A 12,722-nucleotide genomic window follows, 5' to 3' on the forward strand; every position below is an offset into this window, starting at 1 on the left:
CTAAGGTAATGATCTGATTTCCCGGGATCGACTTCTGTGGCACTGGCGAGCACACGGATAAATTTTGGCTAAAAAAGACCAGAAACAACACAAATAAAACCGCAACTTGTGTTTTAACTGTCTCCCGGATCAAATATCGAACAATTATCAAAGCGAAGGCACCTAATGGAAAACTTGTTTTTTTACTCGAATAACTATAGTTTCTGGTTTAATTAGTTGTTTTCTAATCTTTCGGCCATTTGTTGACCGCCGGCTGATCCGGGCGCATATAGAGCGTTCAACAACATATAGAGGCGGCATTATCCAACATTTGGTCCCAATTGTCTTTAGGATCTAGGAGTACAAATGGAGTTCAGTGTAAAGAGCGGTAGCCCCGAAAAGCAACGCAGTGCCTGTATTGTCGTTGGCGTGTTTGAACCTCGCCGCCTGTCCCCAGTGGCCGAGCAACTCGACAAAATCAGCGACGGCTACATCAGCGCCCTACTACGCCGGGGTGATCTTGAAGGTAAACCGGGTCAGGTGCTCCTTTTGCATCATGTGCCGAATGTGCTGTCAGAGCGCGTATTGCTGGTGGGTTGTGGCAAAGAGCGCGAGCTCGGTGAACGCCAATATAAAGAAATCATTAAAAAAACCATTAATACCCTCAATGAAACCGGCTCCATGGAGGCGGTCTGCTTTTTAACCGAACTGCATGTCAAAGGGCGTGACACTTACTGGAAGGTACGTCAAGCGGTTGAAAGCACCAAAGATAGCCTCTATACCTTCAACCAGTTCAAAAGTGTTAAGCCAGAAATCCGTCGCCCATTACGCAAAATGGTGTTCAACGTTCCCACGTCGTGAGCTCAACTTGGGTGAGCGTGCCATTGCACATGGCTTAGCCATTGCCTCGGGCGTGAATGCCTGTAAAGACCTCGGCAACATGCCACCTAATGTCGCCAACCCAGCCTATCTGGCCTCACAAGCACGCCGTTTGGCTGATGACTATGACGCAGTAACCACGCGTATTATCGGCGAAGAGGAAATGGAAAAGCTGGGCATGCATTCCTATCTTGCCGTCGGCCGAGGCTCCAAGAATGAATCGATGATGTCGATCATGGAATACAAGGGCAGCCCGGACCCAGAAGCAAAACCGATTGTGCTGGTCGGCAAGGGCCTCACCTTTGACTCGGGCGGTATTTCCATCAAGCCGGGTGCCGGCATGGATGAAATGAAGTACGACATGGGCGGTGCCGCATCGGTATTTGGGGTGATGCGTGCCTTGGCCGAGCTTAACCTGCCGATCAATGTGGTGGGTGTGCTCGCCGGCTGTGAAAACATGCCAGACGGCCAAGCGTATCGCCCAGGTGACATCCTAACTACCATGTCAGGGCAAACGGTCGAAGTCCTTAATACGGACGCCGAAGGTCGCTTGGTACTGTGTGATGCCCTCACCTATGTTGAGCGTTATGAGCCAGAGTGTGTGATTGATGTCGCGACCCTCACCGGGGCCTGTATTATGGCACTGAGCCATCACATCAGTGCGCTCATTGCCAACCAAAACCCTCTCGCGCACGATATTATCAGTGCCTCAGAGCAAGCCGGTGATCGCGCGTGGCGTTTGCCAATGACCGATGAGTTCCAAGAGCAACTCGATAGCCCATTCGCGGATATGGCCAATATTGGCGGTAAAGGCGGTGGTACGATCACTGCGGGCTGCTTCTTGTCTCGGTTTGCCAAGAAATACAACTGGGCGCACCTAGACATCGCTGGGACCGCTTGGAAGAGCGGCGGCAAAGAAAAAGGCTCCACCGGCCGCCCCGTGCCTCTGCTGGTGCAATTTTTACTCAACCGCTCCGGCCTTGAATTGGAAGAGTAACCACGAAAAGGAGGCCACCGGCCTCCTTTTTTTGCTCAAACTTTTGCCGACACTGGTGTCTGTACGCACAATCGGCTATGTTGAAGGCTCCGCGCTACCCGGACACCCCACTTTTGGGACGGAGGCCGTTTCTCACTTTTAGGAGCGTATATGCCCACCGCCACCTTTTATCTATTGTCGCCGCCAGCGCCAGTAGACGACAACAACAGCCTGGGGCTGACACCTGAACAGCAAGCGCGTGAACAACAAACACTCGTAGACACCGCCATTGATCTGGCTTTTTACTACTATCAACAAGGGCAACGCATTTATCTGGCCGCACAGGACCAAGCCCAAGCGCATCAACTCGATGACGCTCTATGGCAACGTGACCCAGATACCTTCGTGCCTCATAACCTGGTCGGTGAAGGGCCGCGAAGCGGCGCACCGGTAGAAATAGGTTGGCCAGGTGTGCGCCATACCGGTCATCGCAGCGTGCTCATCAATTTGGCGACAGAGGCATCAAATTTTGCGCCTTCGTTTGCACAAGTGATAGACTTCGTCCCTTGCGATGAGACGCTCAAACAGCACGCGCGTCACCGATATAAAGCATACCGACTGGCAGGCCTGCAACTTCATACCCTGGCCATCGACCAATCGCCCAACCCTTGACGATCTTTCAAGAGCGCTATGGAAAAGACATATAATCCACAATCAATTGAAAAAGCGCTGTATCAGCGCTGGGAAGAGGCGGGCTATTTCCGACCTCATGGTGATACCAGCAAAGATGCCTTTAGCATCATGATCCCACCCCCGAATGTAACCGGTAGCCTGCATATGGGCCACGCGTTTCAGGATACCATCATGGATACCCTGACCCGTGCCGCGCGCATGAAAGGTAAAAATACCCTTTGGCAAGTGGGTACCGACCACGCGGGTATTGCCACACAGATGGTGGTGGAACGTAAGATCGCAGCCGAAGAAGACAAAACCAAGCACGACTATGGCCGTGATGCGTTTATTGACAAAATCTGGCAATGGAAAGGCGAATCCGGTGGCACCATTACCCAACAGCTGCGCCGTCTCGGTGCCTCTGTCGACTGGGATCGCGAACGCTTCACCATGGACGACGGATTTTCCAATGCGGTGAAAGAAGTGTTTGTGCGCCTGCACAAAGAAGACTTAATTTATCGCGGCAAACGCTTGGTTAACTGGGATCCGAAACTGCACACGGCAATTTCGGATCTAGAAGTGGAAAACAAAGACAAGAAAGGCCACATGTGCATTTCCGTTATCCACTTGCTGATGGTGCCCAAACCGCAGACGGTAAAGACTACATTGTGGTTGCCACCACTCGTCCAGAGACCATGCTGGGTGATACCGGTATCGCCGTGAACCCTGAGGATCCGCGCTACAAAGATCTGATTGGCAAACACGTCTTACTGCCGGTGGTGAACCGTCGTATTCCTATTGTGGGTGACGAACACGCCGACATGGAAAAAGGCACCGGGTGTGTCAAAATCACCCCAGCGCACGACTTCAATGACTATGAAGTGGGCCAGCGCCACCAGCTACCAATGATCAACATTTTGACCCTGAACGCGGATATCCGCGACAGCGCAGAGGTGTTTGATCACAAAGGCCAGCCCAGCACTGCCTACGCGAGCGACATTCCAGCCGCCTACCAAGGTTTGGAACGCTTTGCCGCGCGTAAAGCGATCGTCGCCGAATTTGATTCTCTCGGTTTACTGGGTGAAATCAAAGATCACGATCTGACCGTGCCTTATGGCGATCGCGGTGGCGTGGTGATTGAGCCAATGCTGACTGACCAATGGTACGTGCGCACCGCGCCGCTCGCCGAGCCGGCTGTCAAAGCGGTAGAAGATGGCGACATTCAGTTTGTGCCCAAGCAATACGAAAACATGTACTTTGCGTGGATGCGCGATGTGCAAGACTGGTGTATCTCGCGTCAACTTTGGTGGGGTCACCGCATTCCGGCCTGGTATGATGACCAAGGCAACGTTTATGTGGGCCGCGATGAAGACGAAGTCCGTCGTGACAACCAGATTAGCGACGACGTCACGCTGCGCCAAGACGAAGACGTGCTCGATACCTGGTTCTCTTCAGCCCTTTGGACCTTTGGCACCCTCGGCTGGCCAGACAATACCGAGGCACTGAAAACCTTCCATCCTACGGATGTATTGGTGTCAGGCTTCGATATTATCTTCTTCTGGGTGGCGCGCATGATCATGATGACCATGCACTTCATCAAAGACGAAAACGGCAAGCCACAAGTCCCGTTTAAGACCATCTACATGACTGGCCTTATTCGCGATGAAAGCGGCGCGAAAATGTCGAAGTCGAAAGGTAACGTGCTTGACCCGCTCGACATGATTGACGGCATTGGCATTGATGATCTGGTTGCCAAGCGCACCGGTAACATGATGCAACCGAAGCTGGCTGAAAAGATCGAAAAAGCGACCCGCAAAACCTTCGAAAACGGCATCGAGGCGCATGGCACCGATGCACTGCGCTTTACCCTGGCGGCACTGGCCTCTACCGGCCGTGACATCAACTGGGACATGAAGCGTCTGGAAGGTTACCGCAACTTCTGTAACAAGCTTTGGAACGCCAGCCGCTACGTGCTGATGAACACCGAAGCACAAGATTGCGGCATGAACGGCGGCGAGATGACCTTCTCAAACGCCGATCAGTGGATCGAGTCTCAGTTCCAGCAAGCGGCCAAAGACTTTAACACCCACCTCGACAACTACCGTCTCGATATGGCGGCGGGTGTACTGTATGAGTTTATCTGGCATCAATTCTGTGACTGGTACTTAGAGCTGACCAAGCCCGTATTGTGGAAAGGCAACGACGCGCAACAACGCGCCACCCGTTACACCTTGATCACCGTACTGGAAAAAACCTTGCGTCTGGCGCACCCCGTGATCCCATATATCACCGAAGCGATCTGGCAGAGCGTTAAGCCGCTAGTGAACGGCGTGGAAGGCGACACCATCATGCAGCAGCCACTGCCGCAATATGAGGCAAGCCATGTTAACGCACAAGCGTCAGAAGACATCGAGTGGGTGAAGCAGTTTATCGTCAGCATCCGTAACTTACGTGCCGAGTACGATATTGCCCCAAGCCAACCGCTTGACGTGATGCTAAAAGCCGCGGATTCACGTGATGCGGAACGCGCCACCAGCAACAGCACTACCTTGAACGCCCTAGCCAAACTGGGTAGCTTCAAGGTTCTGGACGGCAGCGAAACGCTACCGGCCTGTGCGTCTGCCTTGGTTGGCAGCGCTGAGATCTTGATCCCAATGGCGGGCTTGATTGATAAAGATGCCGAACTCGCGCGTCTGGACAAAGAGATTGCCAAAATCGAAGGTGAGATCAAGCGTGTTGAAGGTAAGCTTGGCAATGAAGGCTTCGTCGCTAAAGCGCCCGAAGCCGTGGTGGCCAAAGAGCGTGAAAAGCTCGATGGCTATCGTGATACCTTAACCAAGCTCGGTGAGCAAAAGGTCACCATCGCCGCGTTATAATTCATCGGTACAGCCGGTTACCCCGAATAAGCCACGCTAATCTGCGTGGCTTTTTTTATGCTGATGGATCGACATTGATAGCTCTGCTCTATCTAAAAGATAGTGAGAACCGTTTTTATTTATCGACATTGGATGTGCATACTGTCATTGTTGAATAAACGCGTGTTGCCGCGAAGGAGCTACACCATGAAAAAGACACTCAGTTTTGCCGCCATCCACTTTTCGATCGCCTTTACGGTCGCGTATGTGCTCACCGGCGATATCATTCTAGGTAGCTTAATTGCCATGACCGAGCCAACGGTCAACACGGGTGCCTTTTATCTGCACGAAAAAATCTGGAAACTAAGCCGTCAAGCGCGTCCGGTGATTAAAACCGCCAGCTTTGCGGTGATCCACTTTAACGTCGCTTTCTTGGTGGGCTATTTGATCAGCGGTGATTGGTTAGTCGGTGGTGCATTAGCGCTGGTTGAACCCAGCATCAATACATTGGCTTACTTTTCCATTGAAAAATCTGGCAGCGCCGCCATGGGGTAAAACCCGCACCGGTGCACTTGGGGCACCACCACTAAAACCACACCGGGATAGTGACGCCGAACAACGCGCAATGATCGCCGCCTTGCCTGTATCGCGATTGAGTTGTGAAAGCCAACCCAGTGAGATAGATTACCGATAAATCTATTATCCGGAGTATATTCATGGCCAAGGGTAGCCCCCAAGACTTACAGGAACTCGGCTTACACAAACCGGCATCCCTTACCGTGCGTTTAATAGAACCCAAGGATAATCTCGCCATTGCCGAGGTGATCCGTCGCGTGTCTGCCGAGCATAGTCTTAGTGCCGATGCCGGGTTTAGCGTCGCCGACGCCACCCTCGATCATCTCAGCGAACAATATACTCACCCGCACGCGGCCTACTGGGTGATTGAGAAAGACGGAAGCATCCTTGGCGGTGGCGGTGTCGCCCCGCTACCCGGGCACGATGGCGTGTGTGAGCTGCAAAAAATGTACTTTCTACCGGCATTACGGGGCAAAGGCATCGCAAAGCAATTAGCTATCCAGGCGATGGAGACGGCGCGGGAGTGGGGATATCAACGCTGCTACCTCGAGACCACCGCCAACCTCACCGCGGCTATTGCCTTGTATCAATCACTCGGCTTTACCCCGTGTGAGCGCATGGGCAACACTGGTCACGACAGCTGTGAAGTCACCATGATAAAGACACTCTAATCCATCCAGGCACAAAAAAAGCCACGTTAGCGTGGCTTTAAACAGCATTTTTTATTCGGTGTGATCGCGCGTTACTCGCCCTCAGGGCCTTCGTCTTCATCCGACTCGAAATAGGTGCCCCAGCCGTCGTAATCAATATTATGCTTATCGGCCAACGCCACTAACTTTTCTACTTGCTCATCAATGCGCTCGGCATTCAAGGCGGTTTCCATCACCGCATCAAAGCACACAATCGTGCCGCCTTCTTCCAGCTCAAGCTCTTCGGCCTCAGCCACCTCAAAGCCCATTTTAAAGGCCTCGACCGCGGCATCTTCCAGCGCTTCAAAGGTATCGGCACACAAATGGTGCTCAATGGTATACAACGCATCCGGATCACTGCCGTCGGCGAGAAGCTCCTCGATGATCATACGAGTTTCTTGGTGTTGTTGTTCGATCAGTTCAGCCTGTGACATAAACGCGACTCCAGAAAATGAATACGGGCGCAATATGGCACGGTTTGGCAAAAAATGCCACGTTCGGTCATCGTATCACTGATGAGAAAACCGCCAAGTTGATGAATTTTCTGTGACCTTGCTAGTTTGGTGAGATTGTTAGTGATTTGTAACATTGACCTCCTCTCGGAAGGTTGTCATTATTCGAGCATCCAAGGAAGACATGAGACACGCCTACCCTGTGCAAATAGCCTGCATTCCCACCTTAACGGTGAATACACCCCGAGTATGCAAAACGCTGTTTGTCTCATTACCTGGCCCGTATTAAGGAAAAAGAGGACCTATCCATGAGTGAGTTTTACGTTGGATCCGAAGTTGGGCAACTGAAGCGCGTTCTGCTTCATCGCCTGAACGAGCGTTGAACCACCTAACGCCATCTAACTGCCACGATTTGTTGTTTGATGATGTGCTGGCGGTCGAGCGTGCCGGCGAAGAGCATGATATGTTCGCCCGCACACTCACCAACCAAGGCGTGCAAGTACATCTACTGCACGACTTACTGGTTGAGACATTGGCCGAACCTGACGCCAAGCAATGGCTGCTCGACACCCAGCTCAACCAATACCGTCTTGGCTATCAGTTTGCCAACGATGTACGCGCCTACATGGCCGATATCGACCACAACACACTCGCGGAGATCCTGCTCGGTGGCTTAAGCTATATTGATTTGCCCGTGCAATCGTCTTCGATGATGCAAGCCATGCATGACAAAACCGACTTCGTGATTGAACCACTGCCTAACCATTTGTTTACCCGCGATACCTCTTGCTGGGTCTATGGCGGCGTGTCACTCAACCCGATGGCGAAATCCGCTCGCCAGCGTGAGACCAATCATTTGCGCGCCATTTACCGCTGGCATCCTGAATTCGCGGAAAGCCAATTTGTGAATTATCTGGGTGATGAAGTCCGCGATTACGACAACGCCGCGATTGAAGGTGGCGACGTGCTGGTAATTGGCCGCGGCGCGGTCTTGATTGGCATGTCCGAACGCACCACCCCACAAGGAGTCGAGCAGCTGGCGCGCAGCCTGCTATTGAGTGGCCAAGCCAAAGAAGTGATTGCGGTGCAACTGCCAAAAAGCCGCTCATGCATGCACCTTGATACCGTGATGACCCACATGGATATCCATACGTTCTCAGTCTACCCCACGGTGATGCGCCCCGATTTGCCATGCTGGCGCTTAACCCGCAAAGGGGAAGATAGCCTCAACGTGGAAGCACAGTCTTGCTACCTCACCGCGATTGAAAAAGCGCTGGATGTCGGCCCGTTAAACATTATCACTACCGGCGGCGACAGCTATGCTGCTGAGCGTGAGCAATGGAACGATGCCAACAACGTGCTGACCGTACGCCCCGGCGTGGTGATTGGCTACGAGGGCAATACCTACACCAATGAAAAATACGATAAAGCCGGCATTAAAGTGCTCTCTATTCCGGGCGACCAACTCGGCCGTGGCCGCGGTGGCGCTCGCTGTATGAGCTGTCCGCTTGAACGCGACGGTATCTAACTTTCGCCGGTTTCAGTTTAGCCGCTGCCTCGCCAGCGGCTTTATTTTACCGGCTACTGTGAGGTTTAATCGCTGATCGATCGCATTTATCCCCGCCTTCCCTGCGCACACAGCCTTGTCTCTTCTTATTGATTATCAGAGTGTTATTAAAATCCGGCTTTACGGGTAGCAAAAAATGCCCATTCACTCTCATGCTTTTTAATGAGAGAGCATTTAATCTACTTCCAGAAATGATTAACGTCGCATTAAGGTGACATGTTTTTTGTGAACGGCACTCTCAACCCGCGTCTTTGCCAATAGCGGATTGAGAGTAAGACATCGCACTATACAAACGTTAGTCCGCTAACGTCAGTTGAAGTATATCAAGAGGACATGCGATGAATAAAAAAACACTGATTTCGCTGCTATTGGTCGGCTTTACCCATGCTTTTACCCCCGCTTTTGCCGGCAATGCAGATAACCAAGTAGTCAAAATCAAGCGCGACACCGCCAAACAACTGAGCCAAGACTACGCGCAAATCGCCCCTACGCTACAGCGCAACATTAATAGTTATGGCTTAAATGCTCCGTTGTCTGCACTGACACAGCCTCAAGCACGCAGCTCACGCAGCAAACGGAGCCTAGATTCACAGCTACACAGCGCCGACCGCGCGCTGCGTGAAGCACAAGGTGTGGAGCAAGTCGCCGATCAACTGCTCGAAGTGCGCTTAGCTGACCCCAGCATGCTCGCGCGTTGGCAGGCCGGCCAAGCCCCTTGCTTTGTCCBTTGAACCGGCCTGGCGCGATGAAAAGAGCTGGACCCAGATTGAGGCCTTTGACACCGAGGGCAACACCCATTGGTTAGACGTTTATCAAATGCCTGACCGCCCGGTGTTAGTGATTGATACCGACGGCAAAGCCGCATTAAAAGCCGGACTGGAAGTGATGCGCCGCACCTTGGCCGAGCAAAACCCTGCACCACGGATGCGTCGTAGTGCGCGCATGATGGCACAAGCCCCAGCCCAACCCATTGACACCACGGTGCTAAAAACCATTCGCCTGGAAGACGATAAAGAACCCTGGATCTCCGGCGCGGCAGAAGTGTATGCCATTGTCACCGGCGTGAACCCCAGCCGTGATGAACCGACGCTCGACATTGTCGATATGCCGTATTTAGATTACGACAAAACCACCTATTACCCCAACCAGGTAATGATCCATTGGGAGCGTTATCGCTGGGGCGCGGCGGACGTTATCTTGATGGAGCAAGACGACGGCACCAACTACAAAGAGTTGGCCTTGAAACTTAACGAGGTGGCCAGCGACATCCTTGCAGCCATTCCCGACTTGGAAGCACAGGCGTATGGCGTGGTCACACAAATCACCGGCAAAATCATTGAAGCCATTCCCGACGGCTGGCTGACTAACGATGATGACTTTGTCGATGTGTACTACACCCTGCTTAAAGGCCGTGAATACCCAGACCAATACGGCGCCAGCGGCAACGCCACCGCCACCTGGGAACCACTGACTATCGAGCCGACGAAGTAATGGTTGGTCCGGTATAGAGAGACAAAACGCAGCCATGGGGCTGCGTTTTTTGTGTCGGAGCTGACTCACCTAGCCGTGGTCTCGATCGCTCAGGTGATCAAGTAAGTATTCGGTGTAGTAAAGCGGCATCACGATGTGCTCTTTCTCTGTTGCTGGCGAGCCTTGCGTGCCTGTTAGTTTGATCGTCTTGTGGGGCTTGCACTTATCGATGTAAGACTGCAATGATTTTGCACGGGTTCGCTTACCGCTCTTAACTTCGACGGGCACGATACGACCTAGGTCATCCGCGATGATGAACTCTATCTCCGCTCTTGCATCCCCCCAAGAAAAGCTTGGCTCAATACCTAAGGCAGCGATTTCCTGCTGAACATAGTTCTCGGCGACATATCCCTTATACTCATAGCCTTGCTGTTTGATTTCACGGAACCCTGTGCCGAGCATATGGTTCAATAAGCCGATATCAAAGAGAAAGAGTTTAACCGTATTGTCCTTCTGATAAGCCGCTAAAGGCGAACGAGGCCGTCCTTCAATCGGATAATTCTTTAGCGCAAGGCGGCACTTGTGAAGCCATGTGATTGCACTTTCATATTCCGCATAGCGCGACTTACGTTCGTGAACGCCCTTAAATTTGAACCGCTTTACGGAGTCGTCGTAGATCGAAGATAGCTGAGCAGGAATGCTTCGAAAGACAGACTCGATTAACTGCGCATCCACTTTGCCAGCGTACTTCCCGAAATCCCGCATGTAGCCCTCAATTAAGTTTCGATGGACTGCAGAGACGGCGTCAATGCGTTCAAGAATGCTGCGCTCTGCGTCTTCGAACCACGAGTTCACGGCTTCAGGCATGCCGCCAACGAAGTAATAATCGGTTAGCAGCTCGATTAACTTGGAATGAGCCGCAGAAGAATTCATCTTTTGAGCAAACGCTTTTTGCAGTGCTTGTTCTCCCGAGGCCCACAAAAACTCCCGGAAAGTCAGTGGCCTTAAGTTGTGCTGCTCAACTTTTCCAACGGGAAAGGAGGTGAGCAATCCGATGTTTGAGCCACTGGCAGCCACATAGGCATTAGGCGCCTTTTCTGCAAAGTACTTAAGCGCGGTAACCGCTCTTGGGCATTCACCAATTTCATCTAAAATAAGGAGATCGGTTGATAGCTCGACGATCTGTCCGGTTAAGAGTTCAATGTTGGTGATGATATCATCGGGGTTAAGAGATCCTGAGAAAGCGTCCATTAACTCCGGCTTTCGAGAAAATCGAGCCTGACGACCTTGTCGAAGGCACTGCCTAACAGTTCTTGCAATAGGAAGGTTTTGCCCGTTTGTCTCGCGCCGTCAATCAGTAAAGGCTTCCTATTCGGCTTGTCTTTCCAGGCCAGTAGGTTTTCAAGTAGTGCTCGTTTCATCTAACCACCCAGTTTAAGCGCTCATCTCATTGGTTGTTTATTACACAAAAACGCGCAACAAAATGCAATACATAACATTTTTACGCGCATAAAAATGTAAATATAGACAGTTTTATGCGCATTAAAGTGTACTCTCTTATTCTCACGCTCCTACGTGGGAATGCATACGGGATTTGAACCATGGCATAAGCGTTACAAAACCATCAGTCTGAACTTGTCGAGTTTGGTTATTCTGATTTTGCTGAACGGATCCCTGTTCTTACACGCTCTAACACCGTGGCCAATTTGGGGCGGCCACAACAATGACCAAATTTATACATCGATGGCGCCATTGGCGTAGGTGACACAAGCCCCGGTAAGATGTCAATAATGATGCACTATGCCGCCTGGGCGCCAGTTGCACTGCGCCTGTTACGTTTGGCGCCAAATTTAACATCGAGGTTAATCTTTGGCTTTAATGTCCGATGGCGCCGTGCAACGGGCGCGCGGCGGAGATCACACCAAGCTTGCGCGATCGAGAAGGCGCTTATGCCGACCTACGCGTACTTTAACGTCGGTGGTGTCATTGGCGACGATTACTCGTTCCCACGCTCCTGCGTGGGAATGCATACGGATTTTGAACCATGCCAGAAGCGTTACAAAACCATCAAGCCGAACTTGTCGAGTTTGGTTGCCCTGATTCTGCTGAACGGATCTCTGTTCTCACACGCTCTAACACCGTGGCCAATTTGGGGCGGCCACAACAATGACAAAATCTATACATCGATGATGCCATTGGCGTAGGTGACACAAGCCCCTGCAAGATGTCAACTATGATGCATTATGCCACCTGGGCGCCAGTTGCACTGCGCCTGTTACGTTTGACGCCAAATTTATCATCGAGGTTAATCTTTGGCTTTAATGTCCGATGGCGCCGTGCAACGGGCGCGCGGCGGAGATCACACCAAGCTTGCGCGATCGAGAAGGCGCTTATGCCGACCTACGCGTACTTTAACGTCGGTGGTGCCATTTTACTCGTTCCCACGCTCCCGCGTGGGAATGCATACAGAGCTCGACCCCTGAACAGAAGTCGTGACAAAACCATCAAGCCGAACTTGTCGAATTTGGTTGCTCTGATTCTGCTGAATGGATCTCTGTTCTCACACGATCTAGCACCGTGGCCAATGTTAGTTGGTCACTACAATGA

4 protein-coding genes and 6 pseudogenes are annotated in these 12,722 nt (G+C 51.9%); 8 read left to right on the forward strand and 2 right to left on the reverse strand.

The genetic code is table 11. The features are described 5' to 3' along the window. Nucleotides 1–345: 345 nt before the first annotated feature. The 5 genes and pseudogenes from pepA to DZ54_RS0115655 all read left to right on the forward strand — a co-directional run bounded on the left by pepA (nucleotide 346) and on the right by DZ54_RS0115655 (nucleotide 6,608). A pseudogene (gene pepA / locus DZ54_RS22490) lies at nucleotides 346–1,855 on the forward strand (leucyl aminopeptidase). Between the two features lie 150 nt (nucleotides 1,856–2,005). Further along, on the forward strand, nucleotides 2,006–2,506 hold the full coding sequence (locus DZ54_RS0115640; RefSeq protein ID WP_025675100.1) for a DNA polymerase III subunit chi: 501 nt from the start codon (nucleotides 2,006–2,008) through the stop codon (nucleotides 2,504–2,506). 18 nt (nucleotides 2,507–2,524) lie between these two features. After that, nucleotides 2,525–5,382, forward strand: a pseudogene (locus DZ54_RS22495) (valine--tRNA ligase). A 186-nt stretch (nucleotides 5,383–5,568) separates the two neighbouring features. Then, nucleotides 5,569–5,951, forward strand: a pseudogene (locus tag DZ54_RS22500) (DUF2061 domain-containing protein). Nucleotides 5,952–6,077: 126 nt separating this feature from the next. After that, the gene (locus DZ54_RS0115655; protein ID WP_051416068.1) at nucleotides 6,078–6,608 is read left to right on the forward strand and encodes a GNAT family N-acetyltransferase; all 531 of its coding nucleotides are present in this window, start codon (nucleotides 6,078–6,080) and stop codon (nucleotides 6,606–6,608) included. A gap of 71 nt (nucleotides 6,609–6,679) precedes the next feature. Here DZ54_RS0115655 and rraB read toward each other — a convergent pair whose 3' ends face one another. Beyond that, entirely contained in the window at nucleotides 6,680–7,060 is a 381-nt protein-coding gene (rraB, locus tag DZ54_RS22505; RefSeq protein ID WP_037330745.1) for a ribonuclease E inhibitor RraB, read from the reverse strand. A 326-nt stretch (nucleotides 7,061–7,386) separates the two neighbouring features. Between rraB and arcA the strand changes: the two are divergent. Further along, nucleotides 7,387–8,606, forward strand: a pseudogene (gene arcA / locus DZ54_RS22510) (arginine deiminase). A 377-nt stretch (nucleotides 8,607–8,983) separates the two neighbouring features. Next, a pseudogene (locus DZ54_RS22515) lies at nucleotides 8,984–10,136 on the forward strand (DUF3103 family protein). A gap of 69 nt (nucleotides 10,137–10,205) precedes the next feature. Here DZ54_RS22515 and DZ54_RS22520 read toward each other — a convergent pair. Beyond that, nucleotides 10,206–11,536: pseudogene (locus DZ54_RS22520) on the reverse strand (ATP-binding protein). Between the two features lie 369 nt (nucleotides 11,537–11,905). On the opposite strand from DZ54_RS22520, the gene DZ54_RS0115685 reads away from it, so the two are divergent. Then, nucleotides 11,906–12,319 carry a hypothetical protein gene (locus DZ54_RS0115685; protein ID WP_025675105.1) on the forward strand — a complete coding sequence of 138 codons (414 nt, stop codon included), beginning with the start codon at nucleotides 11,906–11,908 and terminating at the stop codon, nucleotides 12,317–12,319. Nucleotides 12,320–12,722: the final 403 nt, after the last annotated feature.

This window comes from Salinivibrio socompensis S35, assembly GCF_000513715.1.
In the GTDB taxonomy this organism is placed as follows: domain Bacteria; phylum Pseudomonadota; class Gammaproteobacteria; order Enterobacterales; family Vibrionaceae; genus Salinivibrio; species Salinivibrio socompensis.